Genomic DNA, 26,435 nt, shown 5'->3' with positions numbered 1-26,435 from the left:
GATTTTTCTTCCACCCTCTCTTTATCGAAAGGCTCATTCTAAAAACAGCTATTTTACTCAGACCGCAGAGGAAATAAACTCGCTTTCCGCGGACGAACGCCCGAGCCTCCTCGCAAAGCCCGCTGTGGGGTCTCGTCCGCCTGTTTTTCCGCACGAGTCTCGCTTATTTCCTCTGCTAAACTATTTCGCTCTACAGGGCCTTTTTAACCGCTTGCTGCCATAAAATTTTATGCTTTAATCGTTCAACGTGAATCTCGTTTTAAAACCTTTATCGTATTGTTTATTCCCTCGATATACCCATTATGAAATGGATACATGAACGACTGTAAAATCTCTTGTTTCCAACGCATGAACGTTTTTCTTACACGGCGAAATGCCTCTATGTTTGAAGCACGCATCCGTTTAAACATTCTTCCAGCCCTTTTCCGGCTGTCTTCTCATCACTTGTCTTAAACCATTGTTTTCTCTTTACAGAACGGGCACTTTTGTTGCCTTTGTCTTGTGTAAAGCTCTACTCTTAAGGCGCTCCTTCTTCCTCTATATTCCATACATCTACTTGTTTATCTTTAATCCCCAGTCAAAGAGAGAGAATGAGTGTATTTTTTTGCACACTGCAGGAACACCCATCACAACAGGGGACACCACCACATTCTGTATAGAGCGCTTTAATCTACTTATCAATTTTAGGTCTTTTTGACATAAAAAACACCCCCTTTAGATAATTTTATCCAAAGGGGTATAACAGTGCATCTTTTTTTATAAACGGTATGGCTTTACTTCAAAACCACAATATGCCTTTCTTCGTTTCCTTATAGTCCACATTTCAGCTGTGCATTGCAATTCGTACAAGTGTTACATCCGCCAATGTCCTCAACTGTCCCCTTACGGCAGACAGGGCAGGTATCACCGACTTCCGAACCAATCGTCACGTCGGTCTTTTCCAATTCATGGATGGTATCCATCAAGACGACATGAGGCTTGTTGTCTGCTGGTTCTTCCTGCTGGTTGTCTCCCTCGTCAAAGTCGTTTTCTTCCGCTTTCAAGGAAAGCACCTGGGTGTCACGGCTTCCGTCTACATAGACAGTTCCGCCCTTGGCTCCCCCTTTATAAAGTCTGCGGTACACACTTTCCACTTGTTCAACTGAGTATCCTTTCGGTGCATTAACAGTCTTGGAAATCGAACTATCAACCCATCTCTGAATTACACACTGCGTATCTGCATGAGCTTCTGGAGAAAGCTCCATAGCAGTAACAAACCAGTTAGGCAAGCTGTCTGCATCTTGTTCCGGATGCTCGTCCAGATATTCTTGTACAATATCTGCTTTTACCTCAATAAATTTACCTAAACGCCCGCTCCGGAAATATGAGAAGGAGAAGTATGGCTCAAGTCCGGTAGAAACACCAACCATGGTACCCGTACTTCCTGTCGGTGCTACTGTCAACAGGTGCGAATTTCGGATGCCGTGTTCCAAAATTCCTTGACGGATGTCTTCAGGCATTTTTTTCACATAGCCAGTTTGGACAAACCGTTCACGCAATTCCTGTGTTTCCTCTTCCGTTTCCCCAATCAAAAACGGGAAACTTCCTTTTTCTTTCGCCAATTCAATCGACTCACGATAAGCAGTTGTCGCAATTGCTTCGAAAATTTTGTCGACCAGCTGATTGCCTTCTGTCGAACCATATTCGGTTTCCGTATAAATCAACAAATCATGAAGACCCATCACGCCCAGGCCAACACGTCTTTCCCCTAATGCCTGTTTTTTATTTTCTTCAAGGAAGTATGGCGTAGCATCAATGACGTTATCCTGCATTCTTACACCGGTCCGGACAATCTCCTTCAGCTTTTCAAAATCAACCTGTTTATTGTCCTTATCGGCTACGGAAGCAAGGTTCACTGCAGCAAGGTTACAAACAGAATAAGGTGCAAGCGGCTGTTCTCCACACGGATTGGTGGCAACAACTTGCTGGCCGTATGCTTTGGCATTGGTCATGTCATTCGCATTATCGATAAAGAAAATACCCGGCTCTGCAGAATAGGTTGCACAAATGTTAATCAGGTTCCACAATTCTTTCGCCTTCATCTTGCGATACACCCGGACGCCATAGCCTTTTTCTTCCCAACGGCGGACATCCCCGATTTCGTGCCAAGTTTCGTTGTAAGCCTGCATTTCTTCTGGTGTGTAATTTTCTACATTCGGAAATCTGAGTTCATAATCCGCATCATTTTCGACAGCTTCCATAAATTCCTTCGTCAAGCAGACAGAAATGTTTGCACCCGTCAAGAACTCCGGATTATGCACACTGTATGTACCGCCAGTGTTTAGTTTTTCTTCAGCTTCTTTGATCGCACTTTCGGTAAAACCGCCCAATCCAGGCATGTTTTTGTAGTTGACAATTCCTTGATAAAGATCGATTTCTGTCGGTGTCAGCGGTGTGAATTTCAGTTTCTCCTGAGCCAGCCTTTTAATCTGCTCGTCCTCTGTATTTTCAATCAAGAATCGGAGGATTCTCGGGTTTTGCATTTTAGAAATAATAAACTCGATGATATCTGGATGCCAGTCGGCAAGCATAATCATTTGTGCTCCTCGTCGGGAACCACCTTGTTCGACTAAATGCGTCAACTTGGCAATATCGTCAAGCCAGGATACAGAACCAGAGGATTTACCATTTACTCCCCGTGCAAGGGTATTACGCGGCCTAAGCGTAGAACCATTCGTACCAACGCCTCCACCTCTGCTCATAATTTCCATGACTTGCTTACGATGATCGGAAATTCCTTCTCGCGAGTCCTGAATATACGGCATAACATAACAGTTGAAGTAAGTAACGTCGGTTTCTGCTCCAGCTCCATATAATACTCGGCCTGCAGGGATAAAATGCATATTGGATAATTCATGGTAAAAGCGTTCAAAGGCTTCCTGTTGCTTTTCCTCTGTTGTTTCCACTTTTGCAAGCCCGGTAGCATTTCGCTTGGCAATTTGTTCATAATAAATTTCCAATGGTTTATCGATTACATCCAAGGATCTGTTGACGACTCCAGCAGCTGCTTCTTCCTGGTCATCCAGCACAGCCAAAAAGTCTTTGTCTACCTGGATGTCAGCGCGTTGGGCCTGCCAATCGATCGATTTGATAAAGCCATATCCCCTTGCCGGAAACTTAGGATCCGCTTTTACCGTCAGTACGACAAAATCTCCTGGTTTCAGTGTGGCTTTCTCGGTGTCTTTGAATGCATACCTGTCCAACATCACTAAGCGTGATACACCTTTATGGGTGATTTTCATATCAGGGGTGATTGGATGTACCTGCTCAAATAAAGCTATGTCCTCATTTAACTGTTCGACATCAATCTGCCTGTTTACTTCTGTGATGGTTTTCATAATATCACCGCTCCTTCTTCCCTTTAGAAACATTTCACTCTAGTTATCAATTTACCACATCTTCGAGAAATAAAACAATATATTGTGTTGGAAATTTTAAAACATACTATATATGGTGATTTTGAACAAAGTTCATTCGATTTGTCAAAGATGAGAAAACGCAAATATAACCGGAAATACGAGATAAAAAAAGAAAAACGCTCAATTTTTTTATTTAATCACCTTTTTTATGAGTTGCTTTTTTTGACGAATTTTGTTGAACAGGAAACTACCCTGTACGCCTGCAAATAGACGGTTCATAATCTTAGATACTGGTTCTTTTTTTTTAAGAATATTGATTCTAGCACAATCTTATCTATTGGAAAAGCAAACTCCAACGAAATATCCTTTGAAAAAAATGTTTAACATGCCTATAATATAGGTTGACGCTAAAGAAAATGGGGGAAGAGATGATGGAACTAGAAATTCTGCTGATTTTGCTAATCGTGATTGTTGGGTTTGGTATATATAGATACTTTAAGCAGAGAAAAATATTGAAAACATTATCAGAAGAGGAATTCCGTCAAGGATACCGAAAAGCACAATTGATCGATGTCAGAGAACCGAAAGAATTCGACGGCGGCCATATTCTGGGTGCGAGGAATATTCCACTTTCCCAGTTGCGCAACCGTTTGACCGAATTAAGAAAAGACCAGCCGATTTACATGTACTGCCAAAACGGAACGAGAACGGCAAGAGCGGCCATGTTGCTCAATAAAAAAGGCTATAAAGATTTGAATCAGCTTCAAGGCGGCTTCAAAAAATGGAACGGAAAAATCAAAAAATCGAAGTCTCCACAATATTAAGAAAAGAAATAGAGAAAGCGGCCTTGCCCAATTCCTGGACAGGCCGCTTTCTAGATGATTATTTCTCGAATCGAAGAACGGGCTTTCGTGCTGCAGTCGTCTCATCCATCCGTTTCACGACGGTGCTGTACGGTGCTTCTTGTACAAGTTCTGGATGATGCTTTGCTTCATTGGCGATTTGAATCATGGTATCAATAAATCCATCAAGCGTTTCTTTGGATTCCGTTTCCGTAGGTTCTACCATCAGTGCTTCTTCCACATTTAAAGGAAAATAGATGGTAGGTGGATGAAAACCAAAATCAAGCAACCGTTTTGCAATATCAAGCGTTCTTACCCCTAGTTTTTTCTGTCTTTTTCCAGATAGGACGAACTCATGCTTGCAGTGCTGTGTATATGGTAATTCAAATTCTTCCTGTAGCCGTCTCATCATATAATTAGCGTTTAAAACAGCATACTCGCTAACCTTCTTCAGTCCTTCCGCGCCCATAGTACGGATATACGTGTAAGCCCTCAGATTAATGCCAAAATTGCCGTAGTAAGGCTTCACCCTACCGATCGAATCGGGTCGATCCTCGTCAAAATAGTATTCACCGTTCGCTTCCGTGAGGATTGGTTTAGGAAGAAATCTTGCCATTTCCTCGCTTACACCGACTGGTCCGGAACCAGGTCCTCCTCCACCGTGCGGGCCAGTAAAGGTTTTATGAAGGTTTAAGTGCACCACATCAAACCCCATATCTCCAGGACGAGCATAGCCCATGATGGCATTGAGGTTTGCACCGTCATAATAAAGCTTTCCGCCTGCCTGATGGACGATTTCTGCCATTTCGACAATGTTTTCCTCGAATAAACCAAGTGTATTCGGGTTGGTGAGCATCAATGCAGCCGTATCTTCACCGACTACTTTTTTCAGATCCTCCAAGTCGACGGTCCCACGTTCATCGGACTTTACCGTCACCGCTTCAAATCCTGCAACAGTAGCGGAAGCAGGGTTTGTTCCGTGTGCAGAATCAGGAACAATCACTTTCGTGCGGTTTGAATCACCGTTTGCTTCATGAAAAGCGCGGATCATCATCAAACCGGTCCACTCTCCTTGTGCTCCTGCTGCCGGCTGCAATGTAACCTGATGCATGCCAGTTATCTCTGCAAGCGATTGCTGTAAATCATACATCACGTTCAAAGCTCCCTGGACGGTTTTCGTATCCTGGTATGGGTGGACATGGCTAAAGCCCTCCATCCTTGCAACATCTTCGTTCATCTTGGGATTATACTTCATCGTACATGATCCTAAGGGGTAAAAACCAGAATCCACTCCATGGTTTCGTTTGGATAAAGCAGTATAATGGCGAATGATCTGCAATTCACTTACTTCCGGAAGATCCGGAGCCTCTTCACGAACATATACTGGATCGATTTCATCGTTCAGGTCGAATTCCTCTATTTCCAAATCCGGAAGACTGTAACCAGTTCTACCAGCCTTGCTATGTTCAAATATCAAAGGAAAATCTTGCTTATCCATGAATATCCCCCATTTCTTTTACGAAGGCATCGATTTCATCCTTGCTCCGATTTTCTGTGGCTGCTACCAACATATGATTAGCCAGATCAGGATACGTTTGCTCCAGATCATATCCACCGATAAAGCCCTTGGTAAGCAGTTGTTCGTTTACTTCCGATACGGGCTTTTGAACATCGATGACCAACTCATTGAAAAACGGACCTGCAAAAACAGCCTCAATTCCTTGCTCTTGAAGTCGCTGTCGTAAATACCGGGCCTTCTGCATATTGAGCCATGCCATTTTCCGTATGCCCTGCTTCCCCAGGGCACTCATCGCAACAGAAGAAGCCAGTGCATTCAACGCCTGGTTGGAACAAATATTGGAGGTCGCTTTATCCCTTCGGATATGCTGTTCTCTTGCCTGTAATGTCAAAACAAAACCGCGCCGGCCATCTTCATCAGTTGTTTGGCCTACTAATCTACCGGGAACCTTCCGCATCAGTTTCCTGGTCGTTGCAAAATATCCGCAATGCGGACCGCCATATTGAGCCGGAATTCCGAAGACTTGTGTATCTCCGACGACGATATCTGCTCCAAATGCTGCTGGAGGTGTCAAGTATCCCAAAGCTAACGGATTGCTTGATACAATGAACATCGCTTTTTGTTCTTCTAACAATTGCTGCAGCTCGGCAAGCGGCTCAATTTGTCCGAAGAAGTTAGGATATTGAACAATGACCCCTGCTGTCTGATCATCGAGTTCCGCCTTTAGAGCTTCCAAATTGACCTTGCCATCTTTTTGGCCGATTTCGACTACCTCCAGATCTGGTCCTTTTGCATAAGAAGCAATTACTTGCCGGGATTCCGGATGTACCGTATCCGCTACAAGGATTTTTTTGCGTTTCGTCTGAGAAGCACTTAAAGTAGCCGCCTCAGCAAGAGCCGTTGGTCCATCATACATCGATGAATTAGCTACATCCATTCCTGTCAATTCACAAATCATCGTCTGAAACTCAAAAATCGCCTGTAGTTCCCCTTGAGAAATCTCCGGCTGATACGGGGTATATGCCGTATAAAACTCGGATCGGGAGATGACATGATCGACGATGGATGGGATAGAATGATCATAAACACCAGCTCCCAAAAAAGAAACGTGCGATTTTAAGTTTACATTTTGCCTCGATAATTCCGACAATTCCTTTAAAAGTGCTTGTTCGTTAGTCGGTTTTTTCAGATTCAGTTCCCCTTGAAAACGCACTTTTTCAGGAACATCCGCAAATAATGCTTCTGTTGACCCGACTCCTATCGTTTGAAGCATTTCCTGTTTATCTTCATCGGTCATCGGTAAATAGCGAAATTCCATTGTTTTTCCCCCTTAGCGATGTATTTAAGATCGTTTATAGAAAGGTGTCGGCACAATTTTTGCTTTCAACAGCCGCTTCCTTACCTGAACGGTTACTTCTTCTCCCACCACGGCATGTGCGGTCTTGATTAAACCGAGACCGACATTTCTCTTTAATGTCGGAGACTGCGTACCGGTTGTGATAAAGCCGATCTCCTCTTCTCCAGCAAACACTTTGTAACCTGTTCGCGGAATGCCTTTATCCATCATTTCCAAACCGACCAATTTTCTTGGCGGCCCTGACTCCTTTTGCTGTTTCAGTACATCTTTCCCGATAAACTCCTCCTGCTTATCCGTTTTGACTGCAAAGCCGAGTCCCGCCTCGATTGGGGTTATTTCGGAGGAAAGTTCCTGTCCGTAAAGGGCAAGATTCGCTTCAAACCGAAGCGTATCGCGAGCACCAAGGCCCACCGGCTGCAATCCGTCGGACGCACCATTAGCAAGCAGACTCCGCCATAGCTGAATCCCTGCCTCTGGTTCTATGTATATTTCAAATCCATCTTCCCCTGTATATCCTGTTCGAGCCACCATTGCTGATTCGTTTATGCCAGTGAATGAGACATTCATTTCAAATCGAAAGAAACGAATAGCAGAGAGATCTGTAGTCGTCAGCTTTTGCAAAATCGCTTCTGCTTTCGGTCCTTGAACTGCCAATTGGACATACTGATCGGATACATCGGATATGGATACTTCCCCATGCTGATGCTCTTTCAGCCATTGATAATCCTTTTCCTTGTTTGCAGCATTCACAACTAGTAAATACCGATATTCTGCCAGCTGATAAACAATAAGATCATCAACTGTTCCGCCATCCGGGTAACACATCATGGTGTATTGAGCACGATTTGGGCTTAGCCTGGATAGATCGTTGGTTAAAAGCTTTTGCAAAAAAGCCTCGGATTCTTGGCCTTCCACAAGAATTTCCCCCATGTGGGAAACATCAAAAAGTCCTGCAGCCGTTCTCGTAGCTTCATGTTCCTTGATAATTCCGGTATATTGTACCGGCATTTCCCAGCCGCCGAAATCGACGGTTTTTGCACCGTTTTTTTCGTATTCCGGATATAAAGGGGTTCTTTTTAATTCTGCCATTCTATCAACTCCTTCTAAATAATATCCCATCGTTTCCTCAATCGTCCTTCCCTCCAAGGGAAAGAAGCAGGAAACAACATAAAAGGACAGAGATTCTCCTATCAAGGAAAATCTCTGTCCTTTTCACCAGAAAGTTTCGCCGAGCCATCGGCTTGCTTCTTTGGTGGTTTACCTGTGTAAACACTCTCCAGAGCCGCGTCCTATAAGAGTCTTTTTGCCTGAGAGATTCACATATTGTTTGCTCCTTCGGCGCTATCTCAACGGATAGTCTCTCCCCTTATATTCATTCGCTATATTAATTTGAATGTATTCGGACATAATAAAGCATGAAGCTGACAACGAGATCATTATGTCATAATGTTTACACTTTTTTAAATTCAGCATCATTATACCACAGCGATTCGTTGATAGGGGAAGATTTTTTAATATTTTTGAAAGGGGAAGCGGGATGAATATTCAGTTAAACAATGATACTGCTTTCATCGAAGAATTTGAAGCCGCTTTACAACAGGATGGTCCGTTTTCTTCCTGGGAATTATTTCAAATGTCCTACCAGGCAGCACAAACGACACTGACACCAGAATTTACTGGACTGACTGCTCCAAAACACCTGCCGCATATGGAATTTTTACCACATCAACTCGACTGCGCCAGGCAGATCGTCGAAGAGATGAACGGAAGAGGGTTGTTGGCAGATGAAGTCGGCTTGGGAAAAACGATTGAAGCTGGATTGATATTAAAAGAATATATGATCAGAGGATTGGTTAAAAAAGCCTTGATTCTGGTGCCAGCATCCCTTGTTAACCAGTGGGTGCTCGAACTGACCCAGAAATTTTACATACCTGCGGTTTCACAAGGAAAACGACCAGTATGGGATCAGAATAGCATTATTGTCAGTTCGATCGATACTGCCAAGCGAGAGCCTCATCGGGACATCATCCTCGAGCAGGAATACGATTTTGTCCTGATTGACGAAGCTCATAAACTAAAAAACCATAAAACCAAAAACTATGAGTTCGTCCGCGCCTTAAAGAAAAAATATTGTCTGCTCCTGACTGCAACACCTGTACAAAACAAACTTAGCGATATTTTCAACCTTGTTTCAATCTTAAAGCCAGGTCATTTGGGAAATTACGAAGACTTCACTGCCACCTATGGAAAAGATCGCAACCATTTATTTAACGATGAACATCTTAAACAACTTATTCAAAAAGTGATGGTTCGCAACCGACGACAGGATACAAAAGTCGACTGGACCGATCGAAAAGNCTGCAGCCGTTCTCGTAGCTTCATGTTCCTTGATAATTCCGGTATATTGTACCGGCATTTCCCAGCCGCCGAAATCGACGGTTTTTGCACCGTTTTTTTCGTATTCCGGATATAAAGGGGTTCTTTTTAATTCTGCCATTCTATCAACTCCTTCTAAATAATATCCCATCGTTTCCTCAATCGTCCTTCCCTCCAAGGGAAAGAAGCAGGAAACAACATAAAAGGACAGAGATTCTCCTATCAAGGAAAATCTCTGTCCTTTTCACCAGAAAGTTTCGCCGAGCCATCGGCTTGCTTCTTTGGTGGTTTACCTGTGTAAACACTCTCCAGAGCCGCGTCCTATAAGAGTCTTTTTGCCTGAGAGATTCACATATTGTTTGCTCCTTCGGCGCTATCTCAACGGATAGTCTCTCCCCTTATATTCATTCGCTATATTAATTTGAATGTATTCGGACATAATAAAGCATGAAGCTGACAACGAGATCATTATGTCATAATGTTTACACTTTTTTAAATTCAGCATCATTATACCACAGCGATTCGTTGATAGGGGAAGATTTTTTAATATTTTTGAAAGGGGAAGCGGGATGAATATTCAGTTAAACAATGATACTGCTTTCATCGAAGAATTTGAAGCCGCTTTACAACAGGATGGTCCGTTTTCTTCCTGGGAATTATTTCAAATGTCCTACCAGGCAGCACAAACGACACTGACACCAGAATTTACTGGACTGACTGCTCCAAAACACCTGCCGCATATGGAATTTTTACCACATCAACTCGACTGCGCCAGGCAGATCGTCGAAGAGATGAACGGAAGAGGGTTGTTGGCAGATGAAGTCGGCTTGGGAAAAACGATTGAAGCTGGATTGATATTAAAAGAATATATGATCAGAGGATTGGTTAAAAAAGCCTTGATTCTGGTGCCAGCATCCCTTGTTAACCAGTGGGTGCTCGAACTGACCCAGAAATTTTACATACCTGCGGTTTCACAAGGAAAACGACCAGTATGGGATCAGAATAGCATTATTGTCAGTTCGATCGATACTGCCAAGCGAGAGCCTCATCGGGACATCATCCTCGAGCAGGAATACGATTTTGTCCTGATTGACGAAGCTCATAAACTAAAAAACCATAAAACCAAAAACTATGAGTTCGTCCGCGCCTTAAAGAAAAAATATTGTCTGCTCCTGACTGCAACACCTGTACAAAACAAACTTAGCGATATTTTCAACCTTGTTTCAATCTTAAAGCCAGGTCATTTGGGAAATTACGAAGACTTCACTGCCACCTATGGAAAAGATCGCAACCATTTATTTAACGATGAACATCTTAAACAACTTATTCAAAAAGTGATGGTTCGCAACCGACGACAGGATACAAAAGTCGACTGGACCGATCGAAAAGTCCAGACTGTCTGGATAACCTTTAGCGAGGCTGAACAACAAGCCTACAACCAGTTGACAACAATTACCACCACCGCCGATACGTTTTCTTCCATCACCCTGACGAGAGAGCTATGTTCCTCCCGAGAAGCCTGCTATCTGTCTATCAAAAAAATGCTACAGCAGGAAAAACAAATTGCCAACCGGGCGGAGTATCAGGAATTTCTTAACGTCATCGAAGGTCTTCCACACCATGCGAAAGCCGACAAAGTCGTCGAACTAATCGGTAAGTCAAAGGATGAGAAATTCATCATTTTTACAGAATATAGAGCAACACAGTTATACTTGCAATGGTATCTTCAACAACACGGAATCTCCTCTGTACCATATCGAGGAGGTTTCAAACGGGGCAAAAAGGATTGGATGCGGCAATTATTCCAAAATCACGCGCAAGTTCTGATAGCCACCGAAGCCGGTGGAGAAGGCATCAACCTTCAGTTTTGCAACAACATGATCAATTATGACCTGCCGTGGAATCCAATGCGCCTGGAACAACGGATCGGCAGAATACACCGGTTCGGCCAGGAGCACGATGTGAATATTTTCAATTTTGCTATTCGCGATACCATGGAAGAACATGTTTTGAATTTGTTGTATGAAAAAATTCATTTATTTGAACGAGTGGTAGGCAATCTCGATGACATTCTTGCAGAACTGGACATCAAGGATGTCGAAAAGGAAATTCAGGCGATTTTCATGGAATCAGAATCAGAAGGAGAAGCAAAAATCAAACTGGATAATCTTTCTTCTGTAATTTCCTTGAGGCAAGAGGAATTACAGAGAGAGGAGGACTGGAATGGCAATCGAGAATCTTCATAACTTTATCACGGAATACTTCCTTGCCAATCAATGCGAATTACTGGAAAATGAAAACGGAAAAGTAACGATTCAACTGACAGATAAAATGGACGAACTGATTATGAACCGACCATTTTACTGGCATTATATCAAACAGATTGGCCAGCAGGGCCAGCCCATGAAAATAACGTTTATTACAAATCCGGATAGACAAAACGAGCAAGGGGAATGGCTGCATTTTGGCAGTCCAAGACTGCATCAAATTTTCCGTACATTGGCCAGTCAAGGGAAAATGACCAGGCAATACGAACAAACCATGGCAATGGAACGGCAACCACTAATTCCTTGGCTGCTGTTGAATATCAAAGTAAGCTATCAAGGAAAACATAAAAAGGATGAACTGTTGTCCTATGGATTACAATTGATTAACGGAACAATGGTCAGTCCGATGATGGAGAAGCTCACCGAAATACGCTTACAGCCGGTGATTCCCGATTATTGCTATACGATCTCCCCGCTCATCCATAACAAGAGCGCCTATCAGCGTTTGATTCGTTATGTGCAGGATTATCTTCGGACAAAGGATTACACATGGGCGAAAGAATCCTGGGATCATTTATATGCGGAGGGGAAATTGCTTGAACACTTCTATACGGGCGAAAAAGCTGATGAGGAAAAACAACGCGAGTTACAGCAGGCGTTAAAGGAAATCGAAAGCCGCTTCCGGCCACGGATTTCCATCGATATGGTCAATGGCGGTCTCTTTTACCTAACCCAAGAGAGTTCTGCCAGAATTAGCACATACCCTTAAAACAGTAAAAAGTAACAGACCGTGGAGATGCGGCCTGTTACTTTTTCTTTTTCATGAGCAGCCGGAAAGCAAATGGCAGTAATCCTAGCCAGTGATCCGAAACCTCATTCTGTTCTCTTTTACGATGCTTTTGCTTCTTCCTGTCTGCATGCGGTGTATCCATGTACTTAACGATTTCCTGGGTCATGAATTTTACGTAATCGTTTCCGGACACCTCATTTTCACCTCGTTGTTTTGTTATATACCTAGCATAACCGTTTTATTGTTAATTATAAGCTGGTATATTTCCTCGGCAACCTGTTCGGGGCTTTTCCCATCCGTTTTCACAATGCTGTGAGCAGTCTGTCGGTACTTCTCCAAACGATGCTCATATAAAGCTGATTTGTCGTGTTTATTCCATAGTGGCCGGGATGGATCCACACCTAACCTGCGGTCGATTTCTTCAAAAGAAGCGTGTAAATAGACCACATAAACATTTTCCTTCAGCCAGTTTCTATTCCAGGAAGATTCGACAATACCTCCACCGGTTGCAATGACTGCATCCGATACAGGCATGTTTGTTAATATTGCTGTTTCCTGCTCACGGAACGCTGCTTCTCCTTGTTGTTCAAAAATTTCAGGGATTGTCTGCCGGGCTTTTTGTTCAATCTCCCGATCCGTGTCCAAGCCCTGCACCATCAATTTTTCGGCCAACAACTGGGAAATGCTCGTTTTACCGCTTCCCATAAATCCGATAAGATATACTGCTTTCATCGTTCCACTCCCCCTAGTCTAACTTTCATGATATTTTTTTCAATTCGTTGCAGGATAAAAACGAAATTCGTCGAATAATTCTTTATCCCAATTAAAAGTGAGGTGATGATAGAAGTGACCCTCGCCGTCACGTTCTCCGAAAAGCTGATCAAATCTGCCATTTCCCAGGATGTCACCGACATCCACTTCCTCCCCTCTTCCCACCGAACCGATATTTTTTTTCGAATCCATGGTAAAAGGAAACTTTTCAAAGATGTACCGTTTAGACAATATCAACAAATACTCAGTTTCTATAAGTTTACATCAGGAATGGATATCGGAGAAGTGCGCAAGCCGCAAAATGGTACGATACCTTATACAAGTGGCAGGGGCCAGGCCTACTCCCTTCGCTTGTCGACACTCCCCGTGAAAGATTCGGAAAGTTTAGCCATCCGAATTCTTCCTCAAACGGAAACGCCTTCTCTTGACCACTTGTGTTTATTTCCTTTTCAGTTGGCAAAACTCAAAAACATGATTGCAGCTAGAGCAGGAATCATCCTGTTCACAGGACCCACTGGAAGCGGGAAAACCACTACCCTATATGCCTTGCTTCAATCCTTGCTTGATCGTTTTTCCCCACAAGTTATCACGCTCGAAGATCCAATTGAGAAAGAATTAAACCAAGTTATCCAGGTCCAAGTAAATGAGAAAGCAGGATTAAGCTATCAAACGGGATTAAAAGCAGTATTAAGGCATGACCCGGATATTTTGATGCTTGGGGAAATCCGCGATGAGAAAACAGCCCGGATTGCTGTCCAGGCAGCTTACACTGGTCATCTCGTTCTTTCCACTCTCCATGCAATAGATGCCTACGGAACCATCAAACGGCTGCTCGATATGGAAATCAACAGGAGCGACCTTCAACAAGTATTACTTGGGGTATGTGCTCTCCAATTAATACCCATCTATTTGCCCGGAGCGAATGTCGGTCGTGCTGCTGTGCTTGAATTATTAGATAAAAAACGACTAAGCGAGTCCATTAGCGGTTATAACCCATATCTCTCCCCTTCTTTTCCAACTTTTTCGCGATTAAGGAGGAAAGCCTACGCCTATGGTTTTGCTGACAAAAAAGTTATCCATCCCGATTTTTAACAGAAATACACTATCTGCCAAAGACCAGCTTTTACTGCTGCAACGTCTCAGTCGTCTCATCAAAAGCGGCTACTCTTTATTGGATTCCCTTCAGTTTCTAGAATGGGATCCAAAACTAAAAACAGCTTCCCGTACTATCTCCAATTCTCTGGCGGATGGACAAAGTATCGATAAGGCTTTCGAACAAGCACATTTCCAACAGAATATCATTTCTCACTTGTATTTTGCCAGGAAAAACGGTGATTTAGAATCCATGCTCCGTCAGTGTTCCCAAACCATGGAAAGCCAATTGAACCAGTATCATCAATTCCAAAAAACAGCACGATACCCTTTCCTCTTGCTTGGCATTTTTGCCGTTTTGCTTTATTTTATCAAGACGGCCGTTTACCCTGCGTTCGCACAGTTGATTCATTCTGCCTCAGGAAGCACACCGGCAATGACAACCTATTCCGTCCTATTCGTCAACTTTTTATTTACTCTGTTTACATGTTTACTGGTCACAGGCATCCTTGTCGTCCCCATATGGCTTGTGGCAAGAGACAGGCTTTCCATTGAGCTCCTAATAAGGATTTTACAAAAAACACCCTTCCTCCACGGCTTTAAACGAATGCAAACAACATTTTTGTTTTCCATGCACTTGGGAGCTTTATTGAAAAATACAGTGCCGATGAAAGACGCCCTACTCATCATGAAGGAGCAAAAACACCATCGAATACTGGCCCACTATGCAGCTGTCGTTATGGAAAACTTGAATCGTGGAATCCATATTACCACAGTCCTTCCAAACCTCCCCCTTTTCGAAGCAGAGCTAACCCGGATTTTTTTAAAAAATGCCAACGCCAAGGAATTGGAACACGATTTATTGATTTATTCCGACTTTTTGACAGAAAGCATGGAGGATAAATGGAAGAAGGTTATTTCCTGGGTTCAACCCTTGGTATTCTTCCTGCTGGCGGGCTTGATTATTTTTGTTTATTTGTCGATTATGTTGCCGATGTTTCAACTGATTAATTCCATATAAAAAAGGAGATTGTTATGTATAACGAAAAAGGGTTTACATTAATTGAAATGTTGGTCGTATTAACGATTATTTCTATTCTTTTGATTTTGATTTTGCCAAATCTTGCAGACAAAAACGAAGAGGTCCAGACAAAGGGGTGCTCCGCTCTAGCAGAAATGGCTTCCGGCCAAGTTCAAGCTTATGTCTTGGACCACGGCACAGATCCGGATTCCATTGCGCAATTACTGGATGAGGGTTACTTAAAAACGGATACATGTGCCAACGGGGCAAAACAAATCCAACTCTCCTCTTCCGGTGAGATTGTAATTGTTTCACCATGAGCAGGAATGCCGGCTTTACTTTTATTGAGGTTATGTTTGTTTTGAGTATTACCGCTTTCCTCATGGCTTTAGGAGTCATGTTTCCTCTTCAGCTTCTAGAAAAGCAGGAAAGGAATGACTTTTTCCAGTTATTCGAAAGTGATCTCCTCTTTCTACAACAGAAATCCATGCTTTCCTCCGAGCGTTATACTCTATACATTGACCCGGAAGCCCACAAGTACTCAATTCGAACAGGCGGGACTGCCAAAATACTTGTCTCAAGAAAAATACCGGAAAGCTGGAAAATCGAACTGCGAACGCTCAAAATGCCGATTTCCTTTAATTTGAAGGGGACGATTAAACAGCCTGGGACAATGGTTATAGATACAGGAAGAAAGCGGTACAAAGTGGTATTTCCTTTCGGAAAGGGACGGCACTATTATGAGGAATTGTAAAGGTTTCTCCACATTGGAAGCAATGGCCGCTTTTTCAATATTTCTAATGGTCTCCGTCACCATCCTCCCAAGCATATATTTCATAAAAATAGAAGATCACACCTTAACATTGAAAAGACAAGTTTTATCTCAACTTCACGAAGACTTGCTGGAAATGTCATACGGAGACCAGTTGGAGAACCCAGAACAAAAAAATTATCACGTTATCATTAAAGGAAGGAAAATCGATTTTCATTTTGTTAAAGAAACTAATTTGATCGAAGGATGTGCAAAATGGAAGAATGCAAAAAAAGAAATCGATGAAGTTTGTCTTTACGGTTATCCTGCTAAAAAATAGAGGATTTACTTTTGTCTCGCTTTTACTAAGCTTAGCCATTTTATTAATGGTTCTTCCTTTTATCGGAATGTTTTATCAGTCGATTAACAACACCAATCATTACAAGGAACAAGCAGTAATGCTTACCTTTCAATTTTTGCGCGATGAAGCAGACCAAGCTATTGAAATGCAAGCAGAAGGAGATACTTTACAATTTGTATCAATCCCCGGTGACGTTATCACGGTAAGCCAATATGGAAAATTGATCAGACGCCAAGTATCTGGTGAAGGACATGAAATATTACTGCGTGAGGTATCCGATTTTTCGGTAAACAGGCTGCCTTATGGAGCCCGGATTACAGTGGTAATGGAGGGAGGAGAACAATATCAAAAAACAATTAGAAACCCTTAAACAAAGAAGAACCAGTCAACGTGGTTTCATCTTTCCGTATATGGTGTTCATATCTGTATTTGTTCTCACGACGCTAATAAGCGCAGTGGCGCTTCTCCATAATCACCAGCACGTGACAAGCCAGTTTCATGAACAGCTTAAAGTGGATACCCTTTTACAGATGGGAGAAGAACAATTCTATACAGAACAACAAGAAATAATAATCGCTTGCCCGGAAAAAACATGGAAATACGATTTTCCTTACGGAGAGACTACTATTCATTGTGAAAACTTGACAGATGGTATTCTCACTGCCATTTTTACCATTCAGACCGACAATGGAACACTAGTCAACAAATTGGTCAAACTGCAGCAAAACAGCAATTAAAAAAGGCTCTATTTGTCCTGAATGTTTATGAAGATCATAGATGGCCATATGAACTATCTGAAGAGAAAAGTTTAAAATAAAATGTATATAACATAACGCTATCAGCCATGCTATCCATGTACAAACAATGGGCTATAGCCAAGCGGTAAGGCATCGGGTTTTGATCCCGTGATTCGCTGGTTCGAATCCAGCTAGCCCAGTTTGTTGTTTTCTTTGGAGAACATTCTTCCCTTCAAGAATAGGAGTGATAAGATTGTTTTACAATCTTGTCATACTCGTTTATAATAACCATGATACATAACCTTGAAAAGGAGGGGAAAAGTATGGATAGAATGTATCGCGTTCTTGCTTTTTGGACGGGTATTTTCACTGTCATGTTTTTTATAGGTGATATGGACAGCCTCGCTATATTGTTCCTGGCTCAGACAGTGTTTTTTATTGCTGTAAGCTATTTGAAGCTTTCTGAACGCATGTACATGTACTTATTCGGTGGCTATTGCACCCTGTTCTTTATCGGTTTTACCTATTATACCAACTTCATACTCGTTCCCGGATTTGGGCACTAAAAACTGAAAGCTCTGAGCCTTTTCCAAAGGTCCAGAGCTTTTTGCTTTTCAAAGTTCAGCTTACAAACTGGTTGTGGACTTTTTCTTCTCCTATCCGTGTCTCCGGCCCATGACCCGGATAAACGATATAGTCATCAGGCAAGCTGAATAATGTATGTTTAATCGTATGCAGCAGCACATCAAAATCTCCGCCAGGCAAGTCGGTTCGTCCTATTCCCCGTTGAAATAACGAATCTCCTGAGATCACCCACTTTTCTTTTGAAAAAAGATATGCTACCCCGCCTGGTGAATGCCCTGGAGTTTCCAGTACTTCAAACGAGAAATGTCCGATTTTCATTTCACCGCCATCCACATATTCATCTGCAGGATCTGCAGATATCGGCTCCAGACGGAATAACGCCGATCCATTTAAATTAGGATTTGAAAGCCAATCAGCTTCCGCCTTATGTAAATACACGGGAACCTGATATGTTTTCCGTATTTCATCCACCGCTCCAATATGGTCGAAATGGGCGTGCGTAAGCAATACAGCAATTGGTTTTACACCTGATTCTTTCAGGCGATTAATCAGTATATCTCCATCCCCTCCCGGATCTATGACCAAAGCCTCGCGTTCCTTGATGATTAGGTAGCAATTGGTGCCTAATGGGCCAAGCGGCATTTTCTCTATCTTCATGTCACCACTCCTTCTAAAAACAGTATAAAACGTCTGTGTATATCTCGACAAATCATTTAATTTGTTTTAGAATGTATGAAGAGATTATATCTACTACATATTAATATTGATTGTTCCTGGCACCGGCTTCAGGAATTCAAGGAGGTTATCGATAGTGGTTTTGGCAATCCTGTTATTGATTGTAGCTATTTTATGCGCTATTGCTGTTTTACGTGAATTGAAAGCTAAAAATATGTTTGCTGTTGCATTTGCTGGATTATCCACTTTAGTGTTTGGATGGTTTTCCGTTATGACTATTTGGGCCGAGCTGTTCCAATAATCAAAAATCCCCCTGTCTTTTAGGAGGCCACTGAAAAACTGAAGGTCTTTAAAAAGTAGAATTTTAAAAAAAGCGGTCTGTATGGAATTTGATTTCCATACAGACCGCTTTTTATCTAATTTCAAGTGATTTGTGCCCTCTATTCCTTCATTAGTTTAACGATTCGTTTTACATTTAGCTGTGAAAATCGCCATCGCACCTTGCATGCGCATGCCTTCGAGACCCGAAGGACATTTATCCCAGCTTATTAGCTTACTTCCGTCGTAAACGTCTGAAAGACATCAACCTTTTAGATCTCCTGATGGGAAAAACCGTAGAGATCGCTCTTGAGAAAGGCGTGATTCAATCGAAGTCTCTCATCCTTGATGCGACACACACCAAGGCTCGATACAATCAAACATCCCCTCAAGAAGTATTGCGTAGCCGTTCCAAGAACGTCCGTAAAATGATTTATTCTATCGATGGATCCATGAAGAAAAAATTTCCTGAGAAACCAACCGAAGATACGCTTGAAGCTGAGCTGGACTATTCGGAACGTCTTGTCGAAGTCATTTGAGAAGGAACCAAAGCTCGTTTTTCGTTTACCCTCTGTTGATTCCACGATGAACGTTCGGTGGTGACGCCTGCGGGAACAGCGCGAGCCGAAGATCCACTTGGTCAAGTGATCTTCTTGACCAAGTTAGCTGAGGCCGTGCCCGCAGTAAGCATCCATCGATAAGCGATTTGTAAGAATCAACAACAAACTTTAAAATCTCTTCTGGATTAGAAAGGACTTTTTCAGTGGCCACTCTTTTAGGACGGGGGATTTTTAATACTCTGCCAAATGTGATGGGGAGATTTTTCATGCCATACACCAACGACTGTGACTCTCCTGAAAGAAAGCAAAAAAAGCATTCCCGTTATATCGGGAATGCTTTTTTTCTTACTCACCGTTATTGAAGTCATAGAAACGGAATAAGTCTCCATAGATAAGTTTATCAGAATAAGATAATTCTTTCTCGACCTTTTCTTTTACTGGCTGGCAAAGACCCTCATTACCATCCTTCTGCTCTTGATCCAGACCAGTAGGTTCTGTTTCGAGCACTTCACCGCTCTTGCGATCATAACATTGACCTTTCGTATAGATATAATCATCACTAACAAAGTCGCCATTACGCAGGGCAATGAATTCTTTCCGATCTTTGGAAAACAAGTCTGTACCGAATCTAATATCATCTTCACTTTCAATACCAAGTAAGCTTAAGATAGTCGGCTTCACATCGATTTGACCGGCAATGTCAGAGATGACGCCGCCTTTTTGGCCAGGAATGTGAATAAAGAACGGTACACGCTGTAATTGAATGTGTTCATATGGCGTGATTTCTTTTCCTAAATATTGACTCATGGCTTTATTATGGAATTCACTAATGCCATAGTGGTCACCCATTAGCACGATTATTGAGTCTTCATACAAACCGGATTCTTTCAAGTCTTTAAAGAATTGTTCGACTGCTTCATCCGTGTAACGTACTGTTGGGAAGTATTGATTAAGCGNAAAAAAAGCGGTCTGTATGGAATTTGATTTCCATACAGACCGCTTTTTATCTAATTTCAAGTGATTTGTGCCCTCTATTCCTTCATTAGTTTAACGATTCGTTTTACATTTAGCTGTGAAAATCGCCATCGCACCTTGCATGCGCATGCCTTCGAGACCCGAAGGACATTTATCCCAGCTTATTAGCTTACTTCCGTCGTAAACGTCTGAAAGACATCAACCTTTTAGATCTCCTGATGGGAAAAACCGTAGAGATCGCTCTTGAGAAAGGCGTGATTCAATAGAAGTCTCTCATCCTTGATGCGACACACACCAAGGCTCGATACAATCAAACATCCCCTCAAGAAGTATTGCGTAGCCGTTCCAAGAACGTCCGTAAAATGATTTATTCTATCGATGGATCCATGAAGAAAAAATTTCCTGAGAAACCAACCGAAGATACGCTTGAAGCTGAGCTGGACTATTCGGAACGTCTTGTCGAAGTCATTTGAGAAGGAACCAAAGCTCGTTTTTCGTTTACCCTCTGTTGATTCCACGATGAACGTTCGGTGGTGACGCCTGCGGGAACAGCGCGAGCCGAAGATCCACTTGGTCAAGTGATCTTCTTGACCAAGTTAGCTGAGGCCGTGCCCGCAGTAAGCATCCATCGATAAGCGATTTGTAAGAATCAACAACAAACTTTAAAATCTCTTCTGGATTAGAAAGGACTTTTTCAGTGGCCACTCTTTTAGGACGGGGGATTTTTAATACTCTGCCAAATGTGATGGGGAGATTTTTCATGCCATACACCAACGACTGTGACTCTCCTGAAAGAAAGCAAAAAAAGCATTCCCGTTATATCGGGAATGCTTTTTTTCTTACTCACCGTTATTGAAGTCATAGAAACGGAATAAGTCTCCATAGATAAGTTTATCAGAATAAGATAATTCTTTCTCGACCTTTTCTTTTACTGGCTGGCAAAGACCCTCATTACCATCCTTCTGCTCTTGATCCAGACCAGTAGGTTCTGTTTCGAGCACTTCACCGCTCTTGCGATCATAACATTGACCTTTCGTATAGATATAATCATCACTAACAAAGTCGCCATTACGCAGGGCAATGAATTCTTTCCGATCTTTGGAAAACAAGTCTGTACCGAATCTAATATCATCTTCACTTTCAATACCAAGTAAGCTTAAGATAGTCGGCTTCACATCGATTTGACCGGCAATGTCAGAGATGACGCCGCCTTTTTGGCCAGGAATGTGAATAAAGAACGGTACACGCTGTAATTGAATGTGTTCATATGGCGTGATTTCTTTTCCTAAATATTGACTCATGGCTTTATTATGGAATTCACTAATGCCATAGTGGTCACCCATTAGCACGATTATTGAGTCTTCATACAAACCGGATTCTTTCAAGTCTTTAAAGAATTGTTCGACTGCTTCATCCGTGTAACGTACTGTTGGGAAGTATTGATTAAGCGTCTTCGAATTCGAATCATATTGATCGATCGATGCGTCTTCCTCATCCAAGTCAAAAGGATAATGATTGGTTAACGTAATGAACTTGGAATAAAACGGCTGTTTCTGCGATTGCAAATATTTCATAGACTGTTCAAAGAACGGTTTGTCTTTTAATCCCCAGCCGATGGAGTTTTCTTCCGTCACTTCATAGGAATCGACATCAAAAAATTTATCATACCCAAGGCTGTCATACATGACATCACGGTTCCAGAAACTTTTGTTGTTTGAATGGAAAACAGAGGTGAAATAACCGTTTTCCCCTAAAATTTCTGGTGAAGCATGGTATTCATTCTGACCATGCGTAAAGAATACCGCTCCTCTGGATAGAGGATACAAAGAGTTTTCAATCAGGAATTCTGAATCAGATGTTTTACCTTGTTCGGTCTGGTGGTAGAAGTTTTCAAAGTAGTAACTCTCATCAATCAAATCATTAAGGAAAGGTGTGATTTCTTCCCCATTGACTTTATTATTGATGACAAAACTCTGGACAGACTCCAAGGAAATAAAGATCACGTTTTTGCCTTTTGCAGCGCCAAACATATCCGATTTCTCATCCGGTTGGACTTGCTCATCAACATATTCAGTGATTTCAGGCATCTCATTACCATCAGCAAATACTCGCTGTGCTTTTGTCTTGGATTGCAACACTGCATCATAAATATGATAGTTGAACAAACCGATATTTTTTACCAGGTATTCCCGGTCAAATGTACGCTGCAACAACTGAGGCCGTTCAATTTCTGCTAATGTGTAGTTGAACAGCAAGAATAAAAGCGAGACACTCAATGCAAGTGTTTTACCGCGCTTATGGTAGCCTGCCGATACTACGGATGGATATTTTCTGCTTAGCACCCAGATGATGGCTACATCAAGGAACAATAGTAAATCCGGAATATGGACAAGTGATAGAATACTGGATCCTAAATCCGCGGCATTGCTTCCTTGGAATAGTACAGGAATGGTGATAAAGTCGGTGAAATTCCGGTAAAAAATCAAGTTGAAGTAAATGACCAGGGATCCGATCAGCGCAGCGTAGCGCAAAAACTTCATTTGTCTTCTATCTTTGAACCAAACGCTCAGCGCAAATACCAAAAATGCCGAGGCAAAAGGGTTCACAAATAGAATAAATTCTTGCATGACGTTATCCAGCGAAATTTCAAAGATAAATCGATAAACAATATACGTCTTTAAACCAAATAGTACAGTTGCAATAATGTACAACGGTATATTAAACAGTTTTTTAGACATGCTTTCTTCCTCCTAACAAAACAATAAGCTCTATTTTCATAGTTTGGTAATTTTTTAGGGAATTTACATCCTCTTTACATTATTAAAATATATTCCACCTACAGGAAAAGATAAACACTAATTATAAGACGAGCCTTCCGTTAAAAAAGTTTCATGTTTAACGAAAAAATTTACGTCTTTTTAATATTTCTATATTCTAATAGACATTGCCAAAAAAATAAACCCTCTTAAGGCTTATTTTTTTGGCAGCGGAGGAAGCATTTATGCTTTCCCGTTCTGTTTAACTAAATAAGCTGCACCAATAACACCCGCATCATTTCCTAGCTTAGCCTTTACAAATTCAGCACCATCACTGATCCGGGGCAGGGCATATTTATCAAAAGCTTTCCTAAGCGGAATGAGAAGCTGTTCCCCTGCATCAGAAACCCCTCCTCCGATTACAATCTTCGATGGATTCACCACGGTTGCGGCATTGGCAATAGCCAGACCCAACACATCCGTCACTCGCTCAATAATCCTTGAGGAGATGCGATCGCCTGCTGCCGCTGATTCGAATACATCTTTCGCACTGATTTTTCCATTCTTTTCAAAAAGCGTTGTCAATACGGTTTTGTGGCCGGATTCGACAGACTGGTTTGCTTGCCTGACTATTCCGGTAGCCGAAGCAACTGTTTCCAAACAACCATTCCGGCCGCAGTTGCAAGGTGCTCCATCTGTTTCGACTGTGATATGGCCGATTTCTCCTGCCGTCCCGTTTACACCGCTTATCACCTTACCGTTGGCAATAATCCCACCGCCTACACCGGTACCAATCGTGACAGCAATTAAATTTTCAGCCTGATTGCCAGCCCCAAGCCAGTTCTCACCTAGTGCCGCAATATTCGCATCATTATCTACTACTGCTGGCAAACCAGACAGCTGCTCCAGCTTATCAGCAAGTGCAAAATCTTTCCAGCCAATATTGACTGCCACAGCTACATCACCTGTGGACTTATCAACAAATCCGGGGGCGCCGGCGCCGATTCCCAGCAACTCGGAAGAACGAAGACCATGTGTTTCCAGCTTTCGGGATACAGATTTCCAAATATCTCCCGGGATGGATGCTCCGTTGTCCTCAAGGTTTGTTTTGATTTCCCATTTTTCAATAATGTCGCCGGTTTCTTTAATAATGGCCAGTTTCACGGTGGTACCGCCTATATCAACGCCGACAGCATATTTTTCCGCCATAGTCCTTCCCCCTTATTGTCTTTCCCCCAGCTTCTGTTTCTCCTGTTTAAGCAGCAGAATGGCCAGCTGGAAATCTTTTGTTTCCATACATTGTGCCTTGTATAATTCCCTTACTTCGTCTTCCATCATATCGAGGTCTGCCATTCTATCCCCCAAATATATGAAAGTGCCAAATTTTTTTAAAAATTGTTGAATATCATAAATCGTTCTCATAAAAATCACCAACAACCATTATACCAATGTTTTATCTGGTTGGGAATGATTAACCACTAATTGTCAGTGTATGCAATAAAATAATTCGCGGTCGGGTTTATGACTAAAAACCGATTTACCGGTCTAGACTTCAATAAAACGAAGATCGATACCATTTTTTAGATGTTCCTGAAGCAAAGAAAAAAGCTTGCGGAAAACGGGTTCCCCCTGCAAGCTTTTTCCATAGATCTTTATCTGTCTGGATCCTGCGGATTTAAAAATGTCGGACGTCTATTTTTCAATGGGATCGGTGAGCGAAGTACAATATCGCGCAATGGTCGCGCGGAAAACGGGAAAAATGGCCACAAATAACCAATTCGGAAGGAGTCCATTCTTACCAAATAAAAAATCCATATTGTTATTCCCACTACATACCCCTTCACCCCGAATAGTGCTGTGACGACAAGTAAAACGATCCGGAAAATCCGATTAGCTAAACTCAGCTCATAGCTGGGCGTTGCAAAAGTTCCAATTGCAGCTACAGAAAGGTACAGGACTACTTCATAAGAAAACAGGCCCACTTCAACCGCGACTTGGCCGATTAAGATAGCAGCAACTAATCCAAGTGCAGTCGCCAGTGCCGTAGGGGTATGAATGGCGGCCATTCTAAGCATGTCTATACCTGCTTCCGCAATTAAAAATTGAATGAGAATGGGGATGCTTCCATCCTCATTTGGCCCGATAAATGCCAGGGCATTCGGCAGCAGTTCCGGTATGGTAGAAAGCAAATAGTACAAGGGAAGAATAAAAATGGAGGCTATCACTGCAATAAAGCGAACCATCCGCAAGTAAGCCCCCACTAATGGTTTCTGCCGATATTCTTCGGCATGCTGTAAATGATGCCAGAAGGTTGCCGGCGTGATCATCACACTTGGCGACCCGTCGATAATAATCAGAATATGCCCTTCATAAATATGGGCTGCGGCTGTATCCGGACGTTCGGTATAACGGATTGTCGGGTAGGGATTCCAATGCCTTCCGCATAGATATTCCTCAATCGTCTTTTCTGCCATCGGCAAGCCGTCCGTATCAATCTTCTTTAAATGCTTTTTTAGTGTTTCCACTCTCGATTTGTCGGCAACATCTTCCAAGTAGCACAGACAAACGTCTGTTTTGGATCTTCTGCCTATGCTTAGGTACTCCATACGCAGTGATCGGTCCCTGATTCTCCTTCTTGTTAAAGCAGTGTTGAAAACAATCGTTTCTACATAACCATCACGGGACCCCCGTACCACTCTTTCCAAATCTGGTTCTTCCGGACTTCTTACAGGATAAGTACGTGCATCGATAATAATGGCATAACGGATACCTTCCACCAACAATGCTGTAGGTCCAGCAAGCACTGTATCAACCGTTTCATTCAAATCGTCTGATTTATCCAATTCAATGTACGGCAAGTGGGTTTTCAGTAACTTCTCCAGCGGGTCTGGCTCCAACTGACTTGGCTCGAGCCTGGATAAAAGCTTCATCAACAAGTGAAGAATATCATCTTTAACAAAACCGTCAACCATAAACAAAGCCATTTTCTTGCCGGCATACTCTAAATCCATATGGATGACATCAAAGCTTTTATCAACTCCGAGACGTTCCCGCATATATGCAACATTTTTTTCCAAGTTTTCATGTACTGGTATCTTCTTCGTTTCTTTTTCCATGCTCTCATCCTAATTGGTTAGCTTTAATAGGCTTAGCTTGTACCGATTTGGATGGAACCATACAGAAGAAAATGATGCATGCAACCGATCCTTTCCGTTTTTCCAGAAATCAAAACATTCCTCTTCCTTCATATATTTTATATACCGCTCATATATTTTTTAAAAGGA

Annotated in this window: 24 protein-coding genes, 1 tRNA gene, 5 pseudogenes and 4 riboswitches; of the genes and pseudogenes, 16 read left to right on the top strand and 14 right to left on the bottom strand. The window is 42.3% G+C overall.

Annotation, left to right across the window (positions count from 1 at the left end; genetic code table 11):
* Positions 1-190 precede the first annotated feature (190 nt).
* Together BN1067_RS20725 and BN1067_RS12680 are read right to left on the bottom strand one after the other, a co-directional pair.
* Positions 191-463, bottom strand: a pseudogene (locus BN1067_RS20725) (transposase); the annotation flags it as partial.
* A gap of 346 nt (positions 464-809) precedes the next feature.
* Entirely contained in the window at positions 810-3,377 is a 2,568-nt protein-coding gene (locus tag BN1067_RS12680) for a vitamin B12-dependent ribonucleotide reductase (RefSeq protein ID WP_053219228.1), read from the bottom strand.
* 449 nt (positions 3,378-3,826) lie between these two features.
* Between BN1067_RS12680 and BN1067_RS12675 the strand changes: the two genes are divergently transcribed.
* Complete coding sequence (locus BN1067_RS12675; RefSeq protein WP_407701369.1) at positions 3,827-4,222, top strand: rhodanese-like domain-containing protein; 396 nt, start codon at positions 3,827-3,829, stop codon at positions 4,220-4,222.
* 58 nt (positions 4,223-4,280) lie between these two features.
* Here the strand turns inward: BN1067_RS12675 and gcvPB are convergent, their stop codons facing one another.
* The 3 genes from gcvPB to gcvT are packed head-to-tail and all read right to left on the bottom strand — an operon-like array spanning position 4,281 to position 8,205.
* On the bottom strand, positions 4,281-5,738 hold the full coding sequence (gene gcvPB, locus BN1067_RS12670; RefSeq protein WP_053219226.1) for an aminomethyl-transferring glycine dehydrogenase subunit GcvPB: 1,458 nt from the start codon (positions 5,736-5,738) through the stop codon (positions 4,281-4,283).
* Positions 5,731-7,077: an aminomethyl-transferring glycine dehydrogenase subunit GcvPA gene (gcvPA, locus tag BN1067_RS12665; RefSeq protein WP_053219225.1), complete on the bottom strand. Its 1,347-nt coding sequence runs from the start codon at positions 7,075-7,077 to the stop codon at positions 5,731-5,733. Before gcvPA ends, gcvPB begins: the two co-directional genes overlap by 8 nt.
* 24 nt (positions 7,078-7,101) lie before the next feature.
* Positions 7,102-8,205 (bottom strand): glycine cleavage system aminomethyltransferase GcvT, encoded by a 1,104-nt coding sequence (gcvT, locus tag BN1067_RS12660; protein WP_110943483.1) that lies wholly within the window; start codon positions 8,203-8,205, stop codon positions 7,102-7,104.
* 112 nt (positions 8,206-8,317) lie between these two features.
* A riboswitch (glycine riboswitch) is annotated at positions 8,318-8,398 on the bottom strand.
* 3 nt (positions 8,399-8,401) lie between these two features.
* Positions 8,402-8,492, bottom strand: a riboswitch (glycine riboswitch).
* A gap of 161 nt (positions 8,493-8,653) precedes the next feature.
* Between gcvT and BN1067_RS12655 the strand changes: the two are divergent.
* A pseudogene (locus BN1067_RS12655) lies at positions 8,654-9,469 on the top strand (DEAD/DEAH box helicase); the annotation flags it as partial.
* A 5-nt stretch (positions 9,470-9,474) separates the two neighbouring features.
* Here BN1067_RS12655 and BN1067_RS20215 read toward each other — a convergent pair.
* A pseudogene (locus tag BN1067_RS20215) lies at positions 9,475-9,613 on the bottom strand (glycine cleavage system aminomethyltransferase GcvT); the annotation flags it as partial.
* Between the two features lie 112 nt (positions 9,614-9,725).
* A riboswitch (glycine riboswitch) is annotated at positions 9,726-9,806 on the bottom strand.
* Between the two features lie 3 nt (positions 9,807-9,809).
* Positions 9,810-9,900: riboswitch (glycine riboswitch) on the bottom strand.
* Positions 9,901-10,061: 161 nt separating this feature from the next.
* On the opposite strand from BN1067_RS20215, the gene BN1067_RS12650 reads away from it, so the two are divergent.
* Both BN1067_RS12650 and BN1067_RS12645 read left to right on the top strand, forming a co-directional pair.
* Complete coding sequence (locus tag BN1067_RS12650; RefSeq protein WP_053219223.1) at positions 10,062-11,738, top strand: DEAD/DEAH box helicase; 1,677 nt, start codon at positions 10,062-10,064, stop codon at positions 11,736-11,738.
* Positions 11,716-12,528 carry a YqhG family protein gene (locus BN1067_RS12645; protein ID WP_053219222.1) on the top strand — a complete coding sequence of 271 codons (813 nt, stop codon included), beginning with the start codon at positions 11,716-11,718 and terminating at the stop codon, positions 12,526-12,528. Before BN1067_RS12650 ends, BN1067_RS12645 begins: the two co-directional genes overlap by 23 nt.
* 37 nt (positions 12,529-12,565) lie before the next feature.
* On the opposite strand, the gene BN1067_RS12640 is transcribed toward BN1067_RS12645, so the two are convergent.
* Positions 12,566-12,742, bottom strand: coding sequence for a YqzE family protein (locus BN1067_RS12640; RefSeq protein WP_110943481.1), 177 nt, complete (start codon positions 12,740-12,742; stop codon positions 12,566-12,568).
* A 23-nt stretch (positions 12,743-12,765) separates the two neighbouring features.
* Entirely contained in the window at positions 12,766-13,281 is a 516-nt protein-coding gene (locus BN1067_RS12635) for a shikimate kinase (protein ID WP_053219221.1), read from the bottom strand.
* Between the two features lie 105 nt (positions 13,282-13,386).
* Here BN1067_RS12635 and comGA point away from each other — a divergent pair, with 105 nt between their 5' ends.
* The 9 genes from comGA to BN1067_RS12590 all read left to right on the top strand — a co-directional run bounded on the left by comGA (position 13,387) and on the right by BN1067_RS12590 (position 17,848).
* Complete coding sequence (gene comGA, locus BN1067_RS12630; RefSeq protein ID WP_053219220.1) at positions 13,387-14,412, top strand: competence type IV pilus ATPase ComGA; 1,026 nt, start codon at positions 13,387-13,389, stop codon at positions 14,410-14,412.
* Positions 14,372-15,433, top strand: a complete 1,062-nt coding sequence (comGB, locus tag BN1067_RS12625; RefSeq protein WP_053219219.1) for a competence type IV pilus assembly protein ComGB — start codon at positions 14,372-14,374, stop codon at positions 15,431-15,433. Before comGA ends, comGB begins: the two co-directional genes overlap by 41 nt.
* Before the next feature lie 14 nt (positions 15,434-15,447).
* Positions 15,448-15,753, top strand: a complete 306-nt coding sequence (comGC, locus tag BN1067_RS12620) for a competence type IV pilus major pilin ComGC (protein ID WP_053219218.1) — start codon at positions 15,448-15,450, stop codon at positions 15,751-15,753.
* Positions 15,750-16,187, top strand: a complete 438-nt coding sequence (gene comGD / locus BN1067_RS12615) for a competence type IV pilus minor pilin ComGD (protein WP_053219217.1) — start codon at positions 15,750-15,752, stop codon at positions 16,185-16,187. Before comGC ends, comGD begins: the two co-directional genes overlap by 4 nt.
* Complete coding sequence (locus BN1067_RS12610) at positions 16,174-16,524, top strand: type II secretion system protein (protein WP_053219216.1); 351 nt, start codon at positions 16,174-16,176, stop codon at positions 16,522-16,524. Before comGD ends, BN1067_RS12610 begins: the two co-directional genes overlap by 14 nt.
* Positions 16,469-16,915 (top strand): competence type IV pilus minor pilin ComGF, encoded by a 447-nt coding sequence (locus BN1067_RS12605; RefSeq protein ID WP_110943480.1) that lies wholly within the window; start codon positions 16,469-16,471, stop codon positions 16,913-16,915. The genes BN1067_RS12610 and BN1067_RS12605 overlap by 56 nt, the downstream gene beginning before the upstream one ends.
* 40 nt (positions 16,916-16,955) lie before the next feature.
* On the top strand, positions 16,956-17,282 hold the full coding sequence (locus tag BN1067_RS12600) for a hypothetical protein (RefSeq protein ID WP_053219214.1): 327 nt from the start codon (positions 16,956-16,958) through the stop codon (positions 17,280-17,282).
* Positions 17,283-17,410: 128 nt separating this feature from the next.
* Positions 17,411-17,482, top strand: a tRNA-Gln gene (locus BN1067_RS12595).
* Positions 17,483-17,605: 123 nt separating this feature from the next.
* The gene (locus tag BN1067_RS12590; RefSeq protein ID WP_053219213.1) at positions 17,606-17,848 is read left to right on the top strand and encodes a DUF2626 domain-containing protein; all 243 of its coding nucleotides are present in this window, start codon (positions 17,606-17,608) and stop codon (positions 17,846-17,848) included.
* A gap of 55 nt (positions 17,849-17,903) precedes the next feature.
* On the opposite strand, the gene BN1067_RS12585 is transcribed toward BN1067_RS12590, so the two are convergent.
* On the bottom strand, positions 17,904-18,524 hold the full coding sequence (locus BN1067_RS12585; protein WP_053219212.1) for an MBL fold metallo-hydrolase: 621 nt from the start codon (positions 18,522-18,524) through the stop codon (positions 17,904-17,906).
* Positions 18,525-18,678: 154 nt separating this feature from the next.
* On the opposite strand from BN1067_RS12585, the gene BN1067_RS12580 reads away from it, so the two are divergent.
* Positions 18,679-18,843: a DUF2759 domain-containing protein gene (locus BN1067_RS12580; RefSeq protein ID WP_110943479.1), complete on the top strand. Its 165-nt coding sequence runs from the start codon at positions 18,679-18,681 to the stop codon at positions 18,841-18,843.
* A gap of 241 nt (positions 18,844-19,084) precedes the next feature.
* A pseudogene (locus tag BN1067_RS12575) lies at positions 19,085-19,396 on the top strand (IS5/IS1182 family transposase); the annotation flags it as partial.
* A 369-nt stretch (positions 19,397-19,765) separates the two neighbouring features.
* On the opposite strand, the gene BN1067_RS12565 reads toward BN1067_RS12575, so the two are convergent.
* Complete coding sequence (locus BN1067_RS12565) at positions 19,766-20,437, bottom strand: LTA synthase family protein (protein WP_053219209.1); 672 nt, start codon at positions 20,435-20,437, stop codon at positions 19,766-19,768.
* 116 nt (positions 20,438-20,553) lie between these two features.
* On the opposite strand from BN1067_RS12565, the pseudogene BN1067_RS20210 reads away from it, so the two are divergent.
* Positions 20,554-20,865, top strand: a pseudogene (locus tag BN1067_RS20210) (IS5/IS1182 family transposase); the annotation flags it as partial.
* Positions 20,866-21,234: 369 nt separating this feature from the next.
* Here BN1067_RS20210 and BN1067_RS12555 read toward each other — a convergent pair.
* The 4 genes from BN1067_RS12555 to BN1067_RS12540 form a co-directional block, all read right to left on the bottom strand.
* Entirely contained in the window at positions 21,235-23,133 is a 1,899-nt protein-coding gene (locus BN1067_RS12555) for an LTA synthase family protein (protein ID WP_053219207.1), read from the bottom strand.
* 261 nt (positions 23,134-23,394) lie between these two features.
* Positions 23,395-24,360 carry an ROK family glucokinase gene (locus BN1067_RS12550; protein WP_053219205.1) on the bottom strand — a complete coding sequence of 322 codons (966 nt, stop codon included), beginning with the start codon at positions 24,358-24,360 and terminating at the stop codon, positions 23,395-23,397.
* Between the two features lie 12 nt (positions 24,361-24,372).
* Positions 24,373-24,573: a YqgQ family protein gene (locus BN1067_RS12545; protein ID WP_053219203.1), complete on the bottom strand. Its 201-nt coding sequence runs from the start codon at positions 24,571-24,573 to the stop codon at positions 24,373-24,375.
* A gap of 230 nt (positions 24,574-24,803) precedes the next feature.
* Complete coding sequence (locus BN1067_RS12540; RefSeq protein ID WP_053219202.1) at positions 24,804-26,267, bottom strand: spore germination protein; 1,464 nt, start codon at positions 26,265-26,267, stop codon at positions 24,804-24,806.
* Positions 26,268-26,435: the final 168 nt, after the last annotated feature.

The organism is Virgibacillus senegalensis (assembly GCF_000821245.2).
Lineage (GTDB): Bacteria > Bacillota > Bacilli > Bacillales > Amphibacillaceae > Sediminibacillus > Sediminibacillus senegalensis.
Note: the sequence above shows the minus strand (reverse complement) of the source record. Positions and strands in the feature narration are given on the sequence as shown.

What these genes read in the sequence shown, in the direction of transcription:
- comGA (WP_053219220.1), top strand. Translation starts at nt 13,387, where the DNA reads ATGATAGAAGTGACCCTCGCCGTCACGTTCTCCGAAAAGCTGATCAAA.
- gcvPA (WP_053219225.1), bottom strand. Translation starts at nt 7,077, where the DNA reads ATGGAATTTCGCTATTTACCGATGACCGATGAAGATAAACAGGAAATG.
- comGC (WP_053219218.1), top strand. Translation starts at nt 15,448, where the DNA reads ATGTATAACGAAAAAGGGTTTACATTAATTGAAATGTTGGTCGTATTA.
- comGD (WP_053219217.1), top strand. Translation starts at nt 15,750, where the DNA reads ATGAGCAGGAATGCCGGCTTTACTTTTATTGAGGTTATGTTTGTTTTG.
- BN1067_RS12635 (WP_053219221.1), bottom strand. Translation starts at nt 13,281, where the DNA reads ATGAAAGCAGTATATCTTATCGGATTTATGGGAAGCGGTAAAACGAGC.
- BN1067_RS12555 (WP_053219207.1), bottom strand. Translation starts at nt 23,133, where the DNA reads ATGTCTAAAAAACTGTTTAATATACCGTTGTACATTATTGCAACTGTA.
- BN1067_RS12545 (WP_053219203.1), bottom strand. Translation starts at nt 24,573, where the DNA reads ATGAGAACGATTTATGATATTCAACAATTTTTAAAAAAATTTGGCACT.
- BN1067_RS12675 (WP_407701369.1), top strand. Translation starts at nt 3,827, where the DNA reads ATGATGGAACTAGAAATTCTGCTGATTTTGCTAATCGTGATTGTTGGG.
- BN1067_RS12645 (WP_053219222.1), top strand. Translation starts at nt 11,716, where the DNA reads ATGGCAATCGAGAATCTTCATAACTTTATCACGGAATACTTCCTTGCC.
- gcvT (WP_110943483.1), bottom strand. Translation starts at nt 8,205, where the DNA reads ATGGCAGAATTAAAAAGAACCCCTTTATATCCGGAATACGAAAAAAAC.
- BN1067_RS12600 (WP_053219214.1), top strand. Translation starts at nt 16,956, where the DNA reads ATGGTGTTCATATCTGTATTTGTTCTCACGACGCTAATAAGCGCAGTG.
- BN1067_RS12650 (WP_053219223.1), top strand. Translation starts at nt 10,062, where the DNA reads ATGAATATTCAGTTAAACAATGATACTGCTTTCATCGAAGAATTTGAA.
- BN1067_RS12680 (WP_053219228.1), bottom strand. Translation starts at nt 3,377, where the DNA reads ATGAAAACCATCACAGAAGTAAACAGGCAGATTGATGTCGAACAGTTA.
- BN1067_RS12540 (WP_053219202.1), bottom strand. Translation starts at nt 26,267, where the DNA reads ATGGAAAAAGAAACGAAGAAGATACCAGTACATGAAAACTTGGAAAAA.
- gcvPB (WP_053219226.1), bottom strand. Translation starts at nt 5,738, where the DNA reads ATGGATAAGCAAGATTTTCCTTTGATATTTGAACATAGCAAGGCTGGT.
- BN1067_RS12550 (WP_053219205.1), bottom strand. Translation starts at nt 24,360, where the DNA reads ATGGCGGAAAAATATGCTGTCGGCGTTGATATAGGCGGTACCACCGTG.
- BN1067_RS12610 (WP_053219216.1), top strand. Translation starts at nt 16,174, where the DNA reads ATGAGGAATTGTAAAGGTTTCTCCACATTGGAAGCAATGGCCGCTTTT.
- BN1067_RS12590 (WP_053219213.1), top strand. Translation starts at nt 17,606, where the DNA reads ATGGATAGAATGTATCGCGTTCTTGCTTTTTGGACGGGTATTTTCACT.
- BN1067_RS12605 (WP_110943480.1), top strand. Translation starts at nt 16,469, where the DNA reads ATGCAAAAAAAGAAATCGATGAAGTTTGTCTTTACGGTTATCCTGCTA.
- BN1067_RS12585 (WP_053219212.1), bottom strand. Translation starts at nt 18,524, where the DNA reads ATGAAGATAGAGAAAATGCCGCTTGGCCCATTAGGCACCAATTGCTAC.
- comGB (WP_053219219.1), top strand. Translation starts at nt 14,372, where the DNA reads ATGGTTTTGCTGACAAAAAAGTTATCCATCCCGATTTTTAACAGAAAT.